Here is a 16,884-nt window from a genome sequence, read left to right as displayed (position 1 = left end):
CGCCTGCTGCCGACGCAGCGCCGCCGCCCGCCCCCGATGCGGCTCCACGACCGGCCAGCCCCGGCACGGGCTCACCGCGGGCCGCCCGCACCACAGAGCCGACGGCGCCCGGCCGCACCCCAGTGCCGCCGTCGGACTCCCCCGATGGGGTGCTCATCGGGCCCACGCGAGGTGGCTGCGCCCCGCCGCGATCAACTTGTCGGCGAGGGCGTCGGCGGCGTCGTGCTGGCCGATCAGCGGGTGCGCCAGCAGGGCACGGTAGACGCGATCACGACCACCGCGCAGGGCGGCGTCCAGGGCGAGTTCCTCGTACCCGTACACATGGGAGATGAGACCGGCCAGGTCGGGCGGGACCGCCGCGACCGGCAGCGGATCCGGGCCGTGGCCGCCCGCCCGGGCGGAGACTTCGATGACCGCCTCGGCGGGCAGGAAGGGCAGCACGCCGTTGTTGCGGACGTTCACCGAGTGCACCGACGTCTCGTCCAGCCCGAACAGCGAGGCGAGCAGCCCGACAGCGGCCTCCGAGTAGTAGGCGCCGCCGCGTTCGCCGAGCAGCGCCGGCTTCGAGGTCAGCGAGACGTCCCGATACATGTCGAGCAGGAGCGCTTCGATCTCGGCGACCCGCTGACCGCGGGTCCGCTGCCCGAGGCTTTCCTGTACGTGCTTGTCGTGCCGATAGAAGTAGGACAGGTAATAGGACGGCACCGCCCCGAGCATCCTGATGATCTCGGCCGGCACGTCCACCTCGCCCGCTATCTCGGCGACATGCTGATCGATGAGCCGCGGCAGCTGATCGACACCGTCGACGAAGGCCGCCCGCTCCCACGTCAGATGGTTGAGCCCGACATGGTCGAGCACCACCGCACCCGGGTCCACTCCCAGATAGCCGGCGAACCGGCGCTGGAACCCGATCGCCACGTTGCACAACCCCACCGCCCGATGCCCCGCGTCCAGCAGCGCCCGGGTCACGATCCCCACCGGATTGGTGAAGTCGACGATCCACGCCCCCGGCTTGGCCCGCTCCCGGATCCGCGCGGCGACGTCGAGGACCACCGGCACCGTGCGCAACGCCTTGGCCAGCCCGCCGGCCCCGGTCGTCTCCTGCCCGACACAGCCACAGGCCAGCGGAAACGTCTCGTCGCTGATCCGGGCCCGCTGCCCGCCGACCCGCAGCTGGATCACCGCGGCGTCCGCGTCGGTCACCCCGGCGTCCAGGTCGGTCGTCCAGGTGACCTTGCCCTGGTGCCCGTAGGCGGCGAAGATGCGCGCCGCGAACGCGCCGACCACGTCGAGCCGCTCGGCGGCCGGGTCGATCAGCACCAGTTCGGAGACCGTCGTCCCGAGCCGGGCGAACCCGTCCACCAGCTCCGGCGTGTACGTCGATCCACCGCCGATGACAGCGATTCTCATCCCTTGAACCCCGTGAGTGTGATGCCCTGCACGAACGCGCGCTGAGCGAAGAAGAAGATGACGATCAGTGGCGCCATGGCGAGCACGGTGGCCGCGGTGACCAGGTTCCAGTCGACGTGGTGGACGGTGCGGAACGAGGCCAGGCCCAGCGACAGCGTCCAGGAGTTCTCGTTCTCGCTGGTGTAGAGCAGCGGACCGTAGTAGTCGTTCCAGCAGTAGAAGAATTGGAAGAGTCCGGCGGCGGCGATGCCGGGGCGCGCCATCGGCAGCACGACGCGCAGCAGGGTGCGCCACTCGCCGCAGCCGTCGACCCGGGCCGCGTCCAGGTATTCGCCCGGGATGGTGAGCAGGAACTGGCGCAGCAGGAAGATGCAGAACGCGTCGCCGAACAGGGCCGGGATGATCAGTGGCGCCAGGGAGCCGGTCAGCCCGTAGCGGGCCCACATCAGGTAGAGCGGGACGGTGACGACCTGCGGCGGCAGCATCATCACGCAGATCACCACGAGGAACAGCGCGTTGCGGCCCCGGAACTTGAGCTTGGCCAGGGCGTACGCGGCCGGGACGCTGGACGCCAGGGTGAGCACGGTGGCGGTGCCGGCATAGAGGACGGTGTTGAGCAGGTAGTGCGGCAGCGGGGTGGTCTCGAAGACCTTGAGGTAGTTCTCCGGATGCCAGGTGTTCGGCCAGTAATCGCTGGTCAGCGCCTGATCACTGGTCATCAGCGAGAGCAGCACCAGATAGGCGACGGGGGTGACGAACATGATCGCCAAGGCGATGGCGATGCTGTGCCGGGCGATCCAGGCAAGCCGGATCCGGCGACGCTCGACGGTGGCGGTGACCGGCCGGTCCAGAGCGAGGGTCACGATTCCTCCCCGGAGAAGGCCTTGGCGCGGCGCAGCAGGATGACGGTGACCGCGAGGGCGACCACGAAGAGGGCGATGGCCAGGGCGTTCGCGTAACCGAGGGCGCTGTACCGGAAGCCCACGGTGTAGAGCCAGAGCGGGTAGGTGAAGGTGGACCCCTCCGGGTAGCCGAAGGACTGGGAGATGCCGGCGCCGACGGTGGCCTGCCCGCTGGCGATCGAGCCGGCCACCGCCGCCTGGTCGAAGTACTGCAGCGTGTAGATCACGCCGGTGACCGCGGCGAACAGGATCACCGGACGGATCGACGGCAGCGTGATCGACCGGAATCGGTGCCAGGCGTTCGCGCCGTCGAGCGACGCGGCCTCGTAGAGGCTCTCCGGGACGCCGAGCACCGCCGCCAGGAAGATGATCATCAGGTCGCCGACGGCCCAGAGACCGAGCAGGACCAGCGACGGTTTGGCCCAGGCCGGCGAGTTGAACCAGAGCGGGCCGTCGATGCCGAGCTTCTCGAGGACGTGGTCGACCGGGCCGGTGCCCGGCTTGAGCAGGTAGACGAACGCGATGGTGGCGGCGACCGGCGGGACGAGGGCGGGCAGGTAGTAGATCGTACGGAAGACGCCTGCTCCTCTCTTGAATCGCACGAGAAGCATGGCGAGTCCGATCGCGCCGAGGATCCGGACCGGGACGAAGACCACCACCATCCAGAGCGTGTTGCGCACCGCCTGGAGCAGGAACGGGTCGTCCGCCATCCGCCGATAATTGTCGAGGCCCACCCATTGCGGCACGGTGAGCAGATCGAACTTGGTGAACGAGAAATAAACGGCGGAGAGCAGCGGGTAGAGGAAGAACACCCCGATGCCGATCAGCGCGGGCGCCAGGAAGGAGAGGGTGGTCAGGCCGCGGCGGAGGCGGACGGTGTCCACGGGTCAGCCGCCCAGCGACATGACGCTGTTGATCTGCTGGTCGGCGGTGGCGAGACCCTGATTCAGATCGGTCACCTTGCCCGACTGGTAGCTGATCAGGAACTGCTGGAAGGTCTCCTGGTAGGCCGGGCCGGACGCGGACGGGGGCGACGTCAGCGAGTTCGGGTTGGTGAAGATGTCGATGAACGCCTTGAAGTCCGGGTCGGCGTTGAGTGCCGGGTCGGCGATCGCCCGGGTCGTGGTGGGCACGTTCTTGAGCAGGCCGGCGAGCTTGGTGACGGCGGTGTCGTCGGTGGTCAGGTACTTGATCAGCTCCCAGGCCGCCTCCGGATTCTTGGCGTTCTTGGAGATGCCCACGATGTTGCCGGTCACGTAGCCGCCGCCGTAGCGGGCCGGGTCGGTGGTCGGGAGCGGCGCTACGCCGTACCTCAGATTCGGACTTTGATCTTTGAGGAAGGCGAGGCGGTACTCGGCGTCGACGTTCATCGCGACGCGGCCCTTCTGGAAGGCGTTGTCGGCGCTGAACTCGTCGCCGAGGCCGGCCTTGAACTTGGTCAGATTGTCGTAGCCATACCAGTCGACCAGGTCTTTCTGCCAGCTGAGCAGGGTCTTCCACTGCGGATCGGTGCCGACCGCGCTCTTGCCGTCCTCGGTGAGCCACTTGGCGCCGGTGGCCGGGGCGAGATGCGCCGCGGCGTTCTCGTAGAAGTCGAACAACGGCAGGAACCCGACCGTCTTGAGCGACCCGTCCGCATTTTTCACGGTCAATTTCTTGGCGTACGCGGTGAGCTCGTCGAGTGTCCTCGGCGGACCGGCGAGCCCCGCCTTGGCGAACAGGTCCTTGTTGTAGTACATCCCGTACGCGTCGGCGAGGAACGGCATGGCGCACCGCTTGCCGTCGAATTCGGTGTACGACCTGGTCGTCGCATTGAGCTTGCCCAGGTCCACCCGGTCCCGGTCGAGGTAGGGCTTGAGGTCGACCCAGGCGCCGGAGGAGCAGAACTTGCCGACGATGTCGGTGGAGTAGGAGAGGCCGACGTCCGGCCCGTTGCCGGCGCCGATCGCCTGGGTGACCTTGGAGTCGTCCTGGCCGGACTTGACCGTCACCTTGATGTTCGGGTGGCTGTTCTGGAAGTCGCCGACCACCTGATCGATGGCGGCCGCCTCGCGCTCGGTGAAGAAGTGCCACAGCTCGACGGTCCCGGAGACCTGCGTCCCCGGGTCGGCGATCTTGTTCTCCTTCGGGGCCGGTGTGCAGGCGGCGGTCAGCAGAGCGACGGAGGTCAGGGCAAGGAGGGTCCTTCTATGCACTTCGTGCCTCGCATTGTCGAGAGGTGTCAGCTTTCGCGGATGGCGGCGATCAGGGCTTCGCGGACCGCGGCCAGACCGGCGTCGAGGGCGCCGAGCAGGACCGCGTCGTCGTCGAGGGCGGTGGCCGTGACCGGGCACTCCAGCGGGGCGGCCCGCTGGAAGGCCTCGTTCACGGCGTCGAGCAGCGGGGCGCCGCCGGCCTGGGCGGTCGGGCCGGCGAGCACCACGAGGGACGGGTCGAGCACGGCGACCACGGCGGCCAGCCCGACCACGACCCGGTCGGCGAAGGCGGCGATGAACTCGGCGGACGTCTCCGCCGCGGCGGCCACCACCGCCGCCGGGTTGCCGGCGGCGATCCCGTGGTCACGGGCCAGCTCCAGGATGGCGCCGCCGCCGAACAGGTCCTGCAGGTCGAGCTTGCGGTTGGGCGAGTAGAGCGGCAGGTAGCCGATCTCACCGGCGGCGCCCCGGGTGCCGCGCAGCAACGTGCCGTTGATGTCGATCGCCAGGCCGAGGCCGTCCTGGCCGAGCCAGAGCAGGGCGAAGTTCTCGGCGTCGCGGGCCGCGCCGCGGCGGCGTTCGGCGACCGCGGCCAGGTTGACGTCGTTGTCGACGCTGACGTCGGTGCCGAGCGCGGCAGCGATCCGCGGGACCAGGCCGGGGCGGGCGAAGCCCGGGACGTCGACGAGGCGGATGGTCTCGGTCTTCGGGTCGTAGGCGCCGGGCACGCTCAGATGCACGTGCCGGATCCGCCCGGCCGGGACCGCGGCCTGCTCGGCCAGCTGAGCGACCACCTCGGCCAGGGTGGTCACCGGGTCGGCGGTGAGGAAGTCGACGCGGGACTCGAAGCGGGCCCGGATGGCGCCGGTCAGGTCGCCGAGGGCGGCGGCGATCGACGGGGTGCCGCTGGTACCGACGTCGCGGACCGAGACGGCGACGGCGTAGGCCGCGTCCGGGTTGGCCGCGTAGATCTCCGCGTTCGGCCCGGGCTTGCCGCTGCTGTGGCCGACCACGGTGACCAGGCCGGCCTCGGTGAGCCGGCGCAGCACCTCGGAGATCGTCGGCATCGACAGCGCGGTCAGTTCGCGCAGGTCGGACCGGGTGAGCATGCCCGGGTCGAGCAGGTGTCCGAGCGCCGCGCTCTCGTTCATGGCGCGCAGCAGCTTGGACGATCCGGCCAGACGGGTCATCGGGCTCTCCCTGATTGATAGGCAAACTGACTAACAGTTCGCTCATCCTGGGCCCGGCATCGATCCGTGTCAAGGGCTCGATCTTACCGATCGACTAGTATTGATAAATCAAGTTAACAGTCGTAGCGTCGCTCCCCATCTCGTCGTCCCCCTAGATGGAGAGCGCCATGAATCGCGTCCGAACCACCACCTATGTCACGATCGGCCTGGTCATCTCCGGCCTGGCCGTAGCCCTCGGGCTGCTGCCGGCCAGCGCCGGCACCACAGCGAAGAACCTGGACGACCCGGTGAAGAAAGACATCGCCATGCAGATCGTCTCGGCCGCCGAGAACTCGTCGCTGAACTGGCGTGCGCAATTCGCGTACATCGAGGACATCGACGACGGACGTGGCTACACGGCCGGGATCATCGGGTTCTGTTCCGGCACCGGGGACATGCTCGAACTGGTCGAGTCCTACACCGCCACGAAACCGTCGAACGTGCTCGCCAAGTATCTGCCCGCATTGCGGCGTGTGAACGGCACCGACTCGCATTCCGGGCTCGACCCGAACTTCACCAGGGACTGGCGGAAGGCCGCCACCGACCCGGTGTTCCAGGCCGCGCAGGAGGCGGAACGGGACCGGGTGTATTTCAACCCGTCGGTACGTGACGGGAAGGCGGACGGGGTGCGCGCGCTCGGGCAGTTCGCGTATTACGACGCCGCTGTCATGCACGGTTACGAGGGCATGCGCGCCATTCGCAACCGGGCGCTGCGGAAGGCGAAGCCGCCGGCTCAGGGCGGCGACGAGCGGACCTGGCTGAACGCATTCCTGAACGAGCGGGTGGCCGAGATGAAAAAGGAGGAGGCGCACTCGGACACGTCACGGGTGGACACCGCCCAGCGCGTCTTCCTGAACAAGGGCAACTTCGATCTGAACACGCCGCTCGACTTCAAGGTCTACGGCGATCCGTTCCACATCGGCTGACCCGCCGTCGATCGGCCCCGGCCGGAACCGGGGCCGATCGACGGGTCAGGCGGAGCCGTCCAGGTTGGTCACCTTGCCGAGGAAGGTGTTGGTGGAGGCGCCCGTGGTGGCGGGGCGGGACACGCCCCACACCACCGCTGACGTACCGGCCTCGCTCTTGATGAAGTTGGTGGTGCCGGCGGCGGGGCTGTGCTGCACGGCCCCGCCGATCGTCTGGTACGTGGTCCTGGTGCCGATGTGGATCCCCACCGACTTGCCCTGCCAGGTGTAGGCGCCGTGCACCGCGCAGCTCGTACAGACCTGGAACAGGAAGCCCTCGGTGACGAACTCCTCGGCGCCGCAGCTGGTGAGCGTCACGGCGTTGCAGTTGAACAGCGCGTAACCGCGGGTGCCGATGCGGCCGCAGTCGGCGGCACACGCGTTCAGCGTCGAGTAGCTGACGGTGTCCAGTTCGTAGCCGTTCTTGCCGTTCTCGCGGGCATAGCAGGCCTCGAAGGCGAGCGAGGTCGCGGCGCTGACGACCGAGGAGTCACCGTCCCAGCGGGCGAACGTGACGTAGAAACCGTTGCCGCCGTTCTCGGTGGCCTGCACCCGCGTGATCCTCGACGCCATCGCCCCGACCAGGACGACACCGCAGTCACCCCAGCCCTTGGCGACGCTGTCCTCGATGGTGATGTTGCTGAGACCGCCGAACTCGGCCCTGGTCGCCACGCCCGAGTACGGGGCGAAGTAGATCCCGCAGCTGCCGGCGGACCCGTTGCCGACCACCGAGAGCCCGGAGACGGTCACGTAGTTGAGGGCGCCCTCGGGCTTCAGCACGATGCCGTGACCGGTACCCACCTGGTTGATCCGGGTGGCCTGGGCGCCGGCCCCGAACAGCCGCTTGTTGCTGCCCAGCACGATCGGCGTGTTGATGTAGAAATCGCCGGGCGCCAGGTGCACCTCGACGCCGGGGAGCCCGGACGTCAGGGCCAGCGCGGCGGCGATGTTCGCGGAGTCGTCGGCGCCGGTGGTCTTGCCGCTCGGCTTGACCACCACCAGGGCCGGCTCGGCCGTCGCGGGCTCCTCGGCCGAAGCCGGGGCGGACGGGCCGAAGATCGCCACGCCGGCGGCCAGGCCCGCTCCGGTGATCAGATGGCGGCGACTTCCCGGTGACCCTGTGTTGTGCGATGCCATGCGGCGGCTCCCCCTTGCTCCGATGTCGGCCCGTGCCCCGTGGTCACGGCCGCCAAGATCTTATGCGCTTCGATCGATCGGAGGGTGCCGGGAAGCGGCGGGGGCGGGCCGGGCGGGCCCTCGCCCACGGCGACCCGTTCCGCCTTGGCCGAGGCCGCGCGCCCGGCAGGTGTAGGCCGCACGGGCCCGCCTGCCGGGACGGCACTCGGCACGACGACATCAGGCTCGGTGCCACCTCTCGTCATGCCTGCGGGAACAGAAGGGGAAGGTAGCCCCCTGCTTCAGGTGTCGCTTGGCCTCCCCACATTGGGGCTGCCAATCCCCCGTCTCCGGTACCTTCTCTTTGGGGCGGCAGGCCCTGGCTTCAACTACAGCGCCGGCATCCGCCGCGCCAGACGTAGGGGAGGACTCCACCTCGGTCTTGGAAACGCTCGTCACGTCAATGGTGTGCGATTTGGCTCTCGGACGTAGTTCCTCGGACTCTTTGATGTCGCTCTGTGATGGCATTGCGATCTCCCATCTGTCGTGCCGCGGCGCTCCGCCTCAAGAGTGAGGACAGCTGTCGGCCGCGGGCGTTGGTGGAGCGCCGAGCTCCTTGGTGCGATCGGCACCGTGCGGCAGGTACGGCACGTCGTTCAGGTAGGTCTTGAGGGTCGCTCCGTCGAGAACGCTCTTGTGGAAATCGGCGCTGGTCAGTTTCGCGTTGGTGAAATCGGCTCGGGTGAGATCCACTTCGACGAGGGAGGCGCCAGTGAGGTCCGTGCCGTGAAAAGTCGCGCCGTTCATCACCGAGGCGTCCAGCGTGGGGGTGCCGCCGAACTTGGCGTTCCACGCGACAGCTCCGCTGAAGTCGGCGCCCTGGAAATCACCGCGCATTTCCGCGTTCTCGAGCGAGGCGCCGGCGAAGTGCGCTCCGGCGAGCCGCACGCTGTCGAGGACCGTATTGTCCAGCAGCATGCAGGTCAGGTCCGCACGCAGAAGCTCGACCTTGCGCAGGCAGATCTCGCGGAGGTCCACCCGGTGGTCACGTAGTTTCGGGCCGATGGTGTAGACGAGGACACGCAATGCCGCCATGACATCGACGGTGGGCGCACGCATGGCGTAACAGCGCTGATGGTCCGCGCTGCCGATGCCGATCTTCAAGCGCACGTAATCGGCCAGCAGGTCGATGATGGCCGGCCGGTCCTTGGGCGAGTCCAGCGCGAGACGCTGGAGCGCGTGGACCGCGCCCATGCTGGTCACCGGCTGATCGCTGCCCAACTGCTCCACCGCCGCGCCGAACCGGCTGGTGAGCTGGCCGTCTCTGGTGATCTTCACGGTCATCCCGGAGATGATCAGCGCGCTCGTCGCGGTCAGCGCCGACACGATCTGCGAGACGTGCGACCAAGCGCTCCCGGCGCCGCCGTGGGACGACGACTCGGGCTTGGTGCGCTTCGAGCGTGCCCGCGCCGATGGCGTACGGGCGGCTCGGACCGTCCGCCGCACCGCGTCCCGGGGTGATCGCGGAGCCATCCCTCACTCCGTCGCGGAGGCGGTGCGCCAGGGCTGGAAGGCGTTGCTGACCTTGCTCATCGCGGAGCGCAGCCGCGGATGGTGGCGCAGCAGGACGGAGGCCATCGTGTTGTCGGTGATCCACTGCAGCCCTTCCGGGGTGTACACCTCCGGCGTGTAGTACTCGGTGAAGAACCGGTCGCTGTTCAGCCGGCGGGACGCCATCAGGATGAAGATCCGGAACGCGGTGTCGCTGAAGGCGAAGCCGGGTGGCAGGGGCTCCGCGAACACGCCGACGGTGAGGTCGACCTGCTCGATGTCGCCGCCGTACGCCGCCCGGATCTCCTCGGCCCAGACCGGATTGCCGGTGAGCTCCTCGAAGGTCGCGGCCGGCTTGAGACGCAGCAGCCTGCGGAACTCGTTGTAGCGCGGGACGCCGAGTTCCCTGGAGCGCAGCAGGTCCGTCGCGGCGAGATCCTGCAGGTTGCCGTCCGGCCGTTCGAACTCCTGCAGGAACTTCGGGAAGTTGTGCAGAGTGACCAGTCCGGGCGGCAGCGTGCCGAAGCTGTAGAGCAGGTCGGTGGTGTCGAGCTCGGCCATCATCGCCGTGGCGGCGGGGCCGGCGAGGTCGCGGAGGGTGACCTTGCGCAGCGTGCTGTCGTCGGCCACGGCGCGCAGGTGCCAGTCGTCGCGGACCAGCGGGTGCATCCGGTAGACCGAAGTAAACTCCTCGGTCAGCGAGTACGGCACCCCGAAGTGGTCGGTGGCGGCGCCCGGGATGCCGCTGATCACCTCGCTCGGCGAGACGCGTCCGAACAGCTTGTGCACCCGCTCGCCGGCGACACCGAACCAGTTGGCGCGCAGCGCGGCCACCGTGGTCGGGTGGCTGATCACGGCGGGCGTCCACTCCACCGTATGGATCTTGGCGATCAGTGCGGCGGTGATCAGACGGGCCCGCTGGAACAGTTCCTCGTCACCCCAGTGCGGATAGCGGGCCTGCAACATGTCGCAGATGGCGTTGTGCTCGGCGACGAAGACCTGGTGCATCAGCGCGACACCCAGCCAGAAGCCGGGCACGGTGTCGGCGTAGGTGTGCCGTTCGGCGTTCAGCCGGCCGCCCTCACCGGCGCGCACCGCCTTCTGCTCGGTGGCGCTGCAGCCGTACAACTGGGAGGCGTCCCACCAGTGCGAGTTGACGTTGATGCTGGTCGGCGGCATTCCCGCCGAGTCCGCCGGCCGGGTCTCGTCCGACGGCGTACGCATGATGGTCATCGACTTCTGTGGCCAGGTGTCGTCCGGGGCCAGCGGCACCACCCACGGGTTCTCCTGCGGACTGGTCCCGTGACTGAACCAGTCCCGGATCATGAACTGCAACCACGCCGCGACCAGTGAGTTGACCGTGGTGGCCGGGACGAACTCGGTACGGGTGAGCAGCGCCCGGCTGATCTCGCGCGGGTTCGGGGTCAGCACGCCCGCGTCATCCGGCCGGACCGCGCTGGTCAGTGGGACGTTGCGGCCGAAGCGGGTGCCGGCCATGCCCATCCGTGGCGAGGCGAGATCGTTGTACGAGCCGTCACACGTCCGGTTGATCAGATGCTGCTCGCCGGGCGGCTCGATCGGCGGCAGGTTCACCGCCGGCAGGCTGGTGGTGTCGTACAGGTTCCGCTCCCGTAACCGGTGCCGCAGGCCCAGCAGGGTGCTCAGCCCGAGGGCGGTCGGCAGCCGATCCCAGCCGATCCGGCTGTCGAGGTATTCGGAGGTGGCCATGTACAGCTCGGCCAGTTGCCGGCGGGTCCGGGCGACCCGGGACAGCTCCGGTCGGCGGTCACGGCGTTCGATCTCAGTCATCGGAAGCTCCTTGTCGCTGGTCGGCGGCCCGCGTCGGCCAGGATCACGTCGGCCGCCTTTTCGCTGATCATGTAGGTCGGCAGGACGATGAAGGCGCCCGGAATGCGCGGGAACACCGAGGCGTCCACGACCCGCAGGCGGTTGACGCCATGCACCCGGAACCGGCTGTCGACCACCGCTGCCGGATCCGACGCCGGCCCCATCTTGCAGGTGCCGCAGGCGTGATGACCCCACGCCTCGTCCTGCACGAACCGGCGCATCTCGTCGCGGCCACGGACCTCCGGGCCGGGCCACAGCTCCTCTTCGAGAACGCCACCCGCTGCCTCGTTGACGCTCCGGACGAACTCGATGCCGGCCACCACCGCGTCCAGGTCGGCCCCCGCGGTGTCGTTGCCGTCGGTGAAGTAGTGGAAGTTCACGGCCGGCTGCGCCCGGGGATCGGTGTCGCGCAACAGCACCCGCCCGGCGGTGTTGCGGGTGTGCGACTTCAGGATGGCCCAGGTGAAACGGTCGCGGCTGCGCTGCAGGGAGGCCGAGTAACCGGGCGCGTAGCCGCGGAAGTCGGCGGGCAGCCCGAAGATGAACAGGTCGGGCGCGGGCAGGGCGGGATCCGATTTGCGGGTGACCGCCACCACGGCGCCGTTGGAGGTGTAGACGCCGCGCTGGGCCAGCCAGTCCCGGTACGCCGGGTCGGGCTCGGCACCCGGGGCGGGCGGAACGAACGTCGCGTCCTCGATCAGCGCGAAGTTCCGCGTCGTCCGGGACACCACGCCCACCTCGTACCGGTCCTGCAGGTTCTCCCCCACGCCGGGCCGGTCGCAGACCACCTCGATGCCGTGCGAGCGCAGCTCGGCGGCGGGCCCGATGCCGGAGAGCTTGAGCAGTTTCGGGGTGTGGAACGCGCCCGCCGAGACGATCACCTCGCGGCGGGCACGGACCTGCCGGGCGGCCGGTGGCGTACCGGTGGCGCCGGCCGCCGGAAAGCCGGGCACCTCGATGTACTCGACCCCGACCGCTGTCGTGCCCTCCAGCAGCAGCCGGGTGACGAGCGACTCGCTGCGCACGATGAGCCGTTCCGGGCGGCGGCGCCGCACCTCGGCCAGGCGCTCGCGACTGCCGCTGCGCCGGCCCTGGGCGGTCGACATGGGGATGAGCCACAGGCCCTGCAGGCGGCGGCGCTGGACCCGCCAGTCGTTGGGGTCGACCAGCGAGCCGAGCCCCTCCCACACGTGCAGCGGCCGGCCCAGCCAGCCGGCCAGCGTCCGCGACACCGCGGAGAGCAGGACGGCGGCCAGCTGCCTGTCGCGCATGACCAGGTGCGGATCCGCCAGATGCGTCTCCAGCCAGCCGTCGAAACCGTGCCGGCCCCGGTTGACGTACCGGTCGGACAGGAACGGCAGGCCGGCCAGCAGGTCGGCGAGCCAGCGCCAGCGGGGCAGCATCTTGGGCCGGGGCCGGTAGCGGCACCGTTCGATGCGTTCGAAGTAGCGGCGCATCGCGGTGGCCGACCAGCTCGGATCCCCGGTGGCCCGGGCGATGCCAGCCCAGTCGTCGTTGTCCGGGTAGACCGTGATGAGCGCGTGGTGAGCGGTGCACCCGCCCACCGTCGACGCCCGGGGGTACATGACGCCGCGGCCGGCGACCGCCTTGCTGTCCCGCTTCGCCTGGGCCGGGTCCGTGTAGTGGTCGACGAAGGTGTCCCACGCGTACGCCGGGTCCTCGCTGGCGTTGGCGTGAAAGGCGGGTACCCGGTAGTTGTCGTTCTCGTGGTCGCCGCCGGCCTCGAGCACCAGCACCGTCATCCCGGCCTCCGCCAGCCGGGCCGCGAGCGGGCCGCCACCGGCCCCGGATCCGACCACCACGTAGTCGACGACCTCCGGCTCCCCGGTCACCTCTCCTCCAGGGCGGTCAGCGCGAGCTTCTCCTCCAGGGCGGTCAGGGCCAGCGCGGTGTTCGTCGCGGAGATCAGGACGAGCATCAACGCCGTCCGGCGCGGCAGCAGTCCCCGGATCCCCAGCAACGCGCTGGCCACCGTGTCGCTCGCGTGGATGAGCACGCCCTGGCGGACCACCTCCCGGCGCCGTTCACCGGTGCTGACGATCAGCTCCGCGCCGAGCAGCACGGTCCGGACACCGAAGAGGCGGAAGGCGTACACCGCCGCCGGGTTGGCGCCGCTTCCCGGGTCGATCCGTTCGATCAGGCGGTGCGGTGCCACCAGCCCGAGTGCTCCGTTGACCAGGCGGATGCCGGCCAGCACGTAACGGGCGCCGCGCGCCAGGTTGCTTGTCATGACGGGACCTCTTCGTCGGTGCGGGCCTTCGCCGGACGGACCCGGCCCACATAGGAGCCGAGCAGGATCAGAGCCACCACCACACCGGATCTCATCAGCAGAACGGTGTCGATCTTGTCGCGCTCATGGTGGATGAGCGCCCCGAGCGCGAGCAGGACCATGACCGTCGGCAGGATCAACCGCCGTCCGATCGGACGGCCCCGCGGCGTCAGGAGCGCCCCGGTCGCCACGCCGGTCAGCAGCAGCAGCACGCCGAGCAGCACGATGAAGACCGGGACGTTGGGCGCGAACAGGGACAGGGCGATGGCCGCCGAGCCCACCGTGACGGCGAACGCCACCACGCGCGGGCCGAACCGGCCCGGTGAGGTGGCGAGGCTCACCGAGGTCCAGAGGATCAGGGCGTAGCCGCGCACGGCGCGCAGGATCGCCCGAGCGGTGCCGGTCCGCGGGATCCCGGCCAGCAGATTCGTCGCGACCACGCCGATCTGGCTGGTGAGCTTGACGAACTCGTCGGTCCGCACCTGCTCGCTGAGACGCTGGCGGCCGATCGCCTCGGCGGTGGACAGCAGCCGCATCGTCGTCTCCGGCGCCGGCGCCTCACCGGCGCGGATGCTCGCCTCGTAGTGCCGCAGCCAGGCGGCGGTGGGCTCATCGTGGCGGAGGGTTTCGGCGAGCCAGGCCAGCTCGGTGGCGAGGAACTCCAGTTGCACGCGCGCCGCCACGTGCGCGGCGCAGCGCGGCAGCCCGGCCAGTGGTGCCGTCGGGGTGTCGAGATAGGCCAGCTCGGCGCGGAGCGCTGCCTCGTCGGCGGCCCACCGGGCGCTGAGGAACTCGTGTTGCGCGGTTCCCGGCTCCCCGGTCACCACCGCCCTCAGCGCGGCCATCGCCGTGTCGGTGGTGTGGCCGAGCTGCTTGAGGCGGGCCGGCGACAGGAGGATCTGACACACCCGGGTGGCCCCGTCGACGCGCCCTCGCAGCCAGTCGTTGACCCGCCACGAACGCCGGTAGAACGCGCCGAAGTGATAGGCCTGCACCGCGGTGAGCAGGCTGCTGTCCACCGTGCTGACCTGGACCAGCTCGACCTCCTGCTCCGGCTGGTCGAGCGTCCCGGCCAGCGCGAGGTGCACGATGTCGAGCATCAGCGCCCGGCGCAGGATGGCGAGACCGCCGGCGTCCGGCGCACCGGACAGGGTGGGCCCGCGGAGCAGGTATTCCAGCAGGGCGGTGAGTTCCGGGTCGGCCCCGGCCGGAACGGCCAGCAGGTGCGGACCGGCCTCGGCCAGCACGTCCACGATGTCCCGGGCCTGGCGGTACTGCGTGTCGCGCCGCGCCTGGCTGCTCCACCGGGCCAGCAGGTCCGACATCCAGTTGTCGAGCGCCTCGGTGCCCCGGTCCCGGCCCGGCCAGCTGCTGCCCACGTCACGCCAGTAGGCGTTCAGCTCACGCTGGGTGGCCCAGACCTGCTCGAGCACCTCGTAGAGGGCGGCACGGTACTTCCCGATCGCCGCGCGCAGCGCCGGGTCCGACACCGGAGCGACGGCCATGGCTCGCCGCAGCACGTCGAGGGCGATCGTCCCGAGCCGCTCGACAGTGGTCTGCCCCCAGGCCCAGTGGCCGTCCACCTGGGCCAGGGCGGCCGCCGGATCCGGATCGGCCGGCACGAAGGTGAGCGCCGGGGACGGCTGGCGGCGGATCGCCTCGGTGAGTTCCTGGGCGCTCCACCGGTCCCGGTCCCGATCGTCGCCGCCGATGATCAGATCCGCGATCAGCCGGGCGGCGATCCGGCGGCGCTCCTCCTGGTATCCCTGCCACACGGCGGGGTCGCAGGCGAGGCTCGTGGCCTGCCTGGTCATGGCCGCCACCAGACGGGCGCGGGTGGCCCGCTGGTTGCGGACCGCCTCGTTGGTCCGGCGGATCTCGGTGAGTTCCCGGCTGACCGAGTCGGTGGCCCGCAGCCGGGTGAGCACGTTCATCACCACCTCGTGGGCCGGCGGGACCGGTGGCCGGCCGCCGTCCGTGGGGTCGTCACGCTGCCCGGGCAGCGGCGCCACGTACGCCAGCACCCGGCGGACCTGCCGTTGCGCGGACTTGCGGTAGATCGCCTCCAGCGCCGGCCGGACCGGTTTGTTCAGCAGGATGCCGCCGTCGACCACGTACTGGCTCTGGTCGAACGTCGCCGGCCCGGCGTCCGTGTCCCACCACCGGGCGTCGCGGTCGTCGACGATCCGGTGGTCGCGCACGGCGACGAAGTGCGGCTCGAAGGCACCGGGGAAGGAGGAGGTGCAGCGCGACGCCACGGCCAGCTTGACCATCGTGTCGCGGTTGCGCAGATCGCCGGCCGGGCAGACCCCGTCGTTGCTGAAGTGGAAAATCGCATCGTGGTCCACCTCGTCGATTTCCGCACCCATGTCGTCGGCGAATCTGGTACGCCTGCCGGCGTACAGCGTCCCGGTCAGAAAAAGGTCTACGCTGCTCTGCTCCGGCGGCACATTCCCGGTGTTCTGCCGGCAGCCCTGCCACACTTCGTCGAAAGCTTCTCGCAATCCCGGAAGGAAGTAATTGTCGCCCTGCAGCAACGACGCCGGCCGGGCTTCCAGCGGGTCCCGGAGCAACTGCGCCAGCCCTCCTTTGTCCGCCCACAGCCGACCCAGCCCGTCGAGCGAGCCGCCGACGCCGACGCCCACCGCGAGAAACCCGCCGTTGATGCCTCCGGCGCTGGTCCCGGCGATGACGTCAACCGTCGCGGTGGCCTGGAGCAGGTCGAGCAGAGCCCGATAACCGGGTGCTTGCGCGGCACCGCGGCTGGCCGCGACCATGCGATTGAGTTCCACCGCGACGCCGCTCATCCAGACCGCGAGACTGACGCCGCCGTTCATCACCACCGCGAACCTAATATCTTGACGATCATCCATTACCGTCTCGATTCTGAGGGACATATCGAAATGGCCACACGGATGGTCGTACGGTTCGCCGGCCGGGCCCGTGAAGAGAACCCGAGCTTATGGCGAGGATGCGGACTTCGTCGGCCGTTTCCCGGCGGCCTGACCGTTCGGAGGATGCGCGGAAAGGTCTCACCAAAGAGGGTCGGAGCAATACCGACCGACGCGACCGGAAAACTGCCGGCCGGGCGACCGCCGCCGCCCGGCAGCCAGGAGCCGCCGGGCACGCGAGAGGTGGGGCCCGGCGGATCGCGGTGAGCGGGGTGCCGACGCGGGTCCGGCCCCCCGTTTCTCACCCCTTCCGGTACGGCGGGAAGGCACTCGCCGTGACATCCGCTCGCGGCGCGCCCCGCGGCACCGGCCGGCCGCCGGGCTGGTGGCGCGCCGCCGGTATCCACCGATATGCCGGTCCTGACGAAAATCGCCACCGGGTAGAAGGATCTCGATGGAGGGTTTTACCGTCGAGGCCATCGGTGGC

The 16,884-nt window shown here is 69.8% G+C and carries 12 protein-coding genes; 1 reads left to right on the top strand and 11 read right to left on the bottom strand.

The window, feature by feature from the left end:
* Nucleotides 1-153 precede the first annotated feature (153 nt).
* Genes Actob_RS16360 through Actob_RS16340 form a run of 5 tightly spaced genes read right to left on the bottom strand, consistent with a single transcriptional unit; the run spans nucleotide 154 to nucleotide 5,697 of the window.
* The gene (locus Actob_RS16360; protein WP_284921050.1) at nucleotides 154-1,410 is read right to left on the bottom strand and encodes a family 4 glycosyl hydrolase; all 1,257 of its coding nucleotides are present in this window, start codon (nucleotides 1,408-1,410) and stop codon (nucleotides 154-156) included.
* Nucleotides 1,407-2,273: a carbohydrate ABC transporter permease gene (locus Actob_RS16355; protein ID WP_284921049.1), complete on the bottom strand. Its 867-nt coding sequence runs from the start codon at nucleotides 2,271-2,273 to the stop codon at nucleotides 1,407-1,409. The genes Actob_RS16360 and Actob_RS16355 overlap by 4 nt, the downstream gene beginning before the upstream one ends.
* Nucleotides 2,270-3,196, bottom strand: a complete 927-nt coding sequence (locus Actob_RS16350; RefSeq protein WP_284921048.1) for a carbohydrate ABC transporter permease — start codon at nucleotides 3,194-3,196, stop codon at nucleotides 2,270-2,272. Before Actob_RS16350 ends, Actob_RS16355 begins: the two co-directional genes overlap by 4 nt.
* Before the next feature lie 3 nt (nucleotides 3,197-3,199).
* Nucleotides 3,200-4,507 carry an ABC transporter substrate-binding protein gene (locus Actob_RS16345; protein ID WP_284921047.1) on the bottom strand — a complete coding sequence of 436 codons (1,308 nt, stop codon included), beginning with the start codon at nucleotides 4,505-4,507 and terminating at the stop codon, nucleotides 3,200-3,202.
* Nucleotides 4,508-4,533: 26 nt separating this feature from the next.
* Complete coding sequence (locus tag Actob_RS16340; protein WP_284921046.1) at nucleotides 4,534-5,697, bottom strand: ROK family transcriptional regulator; 1,164 nt, start codon at nucleotides 5,695-5,697, stop codon at nucleotides 4,534-4,536.
* 167 nt (nucleotides 5,698-5,864) lie between these two features.
* On the opposite strand from Actob_RS16340, the gene Actob_RS16335 reads away from it, so the two are divergent.
* Nucleotides 5,865-6,662 (top strand): chitosanase, encoded by a 798-nt coding sequence (locus Actob_RS16335; RefSeq protein ID WP_284921045.1) that lies wholly within the window; start codon nucleotides 5,865-5,867, stop codon nucleotides 6,660-6,662.
* 45 nt (nucleotides 6,663-6,707) lie between these two features.
* Here Actob_RS16335 and Actob_RS16330 read toward each other — a convergent pair whose 3' ends face one another.
* From Actob_RS16330 to Actob_RS16305, 6 genes are all read right to left on the bottom strand, one after another.
* Complete coding sequence (locus Actob_RS16330; protein WP_284921044.1) at nucleotides 6,708-7,838, bottom strand: right-handed parallel beta-helix repeat-containing protein; 1,131 nt, start codon at nucleotides 7,836-7,838, stop codon at nucleotides 6,708-6,710.
* 543 nt (nucleotides 7,839-8,381) lie between these two features.
* On the bottom strand, nucleotides 8,382-9,161 hold the full coding sequence (locus tag Actob_RS16325; protein WP_284921043.1) for a pentapeptide repeat-containing protein: 780 nt from the start codon (nucleotides 9,159-9,161) through the stop codon (nucleotides 8,382-8,384).
* 192 nt (nucleotides 9,162-9,353) lie between these two features.
* Entirely contained in the window at nucleotides 9,354-11,177 is a 1,824-nt protein-coding gene (locus tag Actob_RS16320) for a peroxidase family protein (protein ID WP_284921042.1), read from the bottom strand.
* Complete coding sequence (locus Actob_RS16315) at nucleotides 11,174-13,069, bottom strand: GMC family oxidoreductase (RefSeq protein WP_284921041.1); 1,896 nt, start codon at nucleotides 13,067-13,069, stop codon at nucleotides 11,174-11,176. Before Actob_RS16315 ends, Actob_RS16320 begins: the two co-directional genes overlap by 4 nt.
* Nucleotides 13,066-13,467, bottom strand: a complete 402-nt coding sequence (locus Actob_RS16310) for a hypothetical protein (protein ID WP_284921040.1) — start codon at nucleotides 13,465-13,467, stop codon at nucleotides 13,066-13,068. The genes Actob_RS16315 and Actob_RS16310 overlap by 4 nt, the downstream gene beginning before the upstream one ends.
* Nucleotides 13,464-16,379, bottom strand: coding sequence for a patatin-like protein (locus Actob_RS16305; protein ID WP_284921039.1), 2,916 nt, complete (start codon nucleotides 16,377-16,379; stop codon nucleotides 13,464-13,466). Before Actob_RS16305 ends, Actob_RS16310 begins: the two co-directional genes overlap by 4 nt.
* Nucleotides 16,380-16,884 lie beyond the last annotated feature (505 nt).

The organism is Actinoplanes oblitus, from assembly GCF_030252345.1.
GTDB classification, from domain to species: domain Bacteria; phylum Actinomycetota; class Actinomycetes; order Mycobacteriales; family Micromonosporaceae; genus Actinoplanes; species Actinoplanes oblitus.
Note: the sequence above shows the minus strand (reverse complement) of the source record. Positions and strands in the feature narration are given on the sequence as shown.

Excerpts from the sequence above, each read along its gene's own strand:
- Actob_RS16360 (WP_284921050.1), bottom strand. The coding sequence starts at position 1,410 with ATGAGAATCGCTGTCATCGGCGGTGGATCGACGTACACGCCGGAGCTG.
- Actob_RS16340 (WP_284921046.1), bottom strand. The coding sequence starts at position 5,697 with ATGACCCGTCTGGCCGGATCGTCCAAGCTGCTGCGCGCCATGAACGAG.
- Actob_RS16335 (WP_284921045.1), top strand. The coding sequence starts at position 5,865 with ATGAATCGCGTCCGAACCACCACCTATGTCACGATCGGCCTGGTCATC.
- Actob_RS16330 (WP_284921044.1), bottom strand. The coding sequence starts at position 7,838 with ATGGCATCGCACAACACAGGGTCACCGGGAAGTCGCCGCCATCTGATC.
- Actob_RS16325 (WP_284921043.1), bottom strand. The coding sequence starts at position 9,161 with ATGACCGTGAAGATCACCAGAGACGGCCAGCTCACCAGCCGGTTCGGC.
- Actob_RS16320 (WP_284921042.1), bottom strand. The coding sequence starts at position 11,177 with ATGACTGAGATCGAACGCCGTGACCGCCGACCGGAGCTGTCCCGGGTC.
- Actob_RS16310 (WP_284921040.1), bottom strand. The coding sequence starts at position 13,467 with ATGACAAGCAACCTGGCGCGCGGCGCCCGTTACGTGCTGGCCGGCATC.
- Actob_RS16305 (WP_284921039.1), bottom strand. The coding sequence starts at position 16,379 with ATGGATGATCGTCAAGATATTAGGTTCGCGGTGGTGATGAACGGCGGC.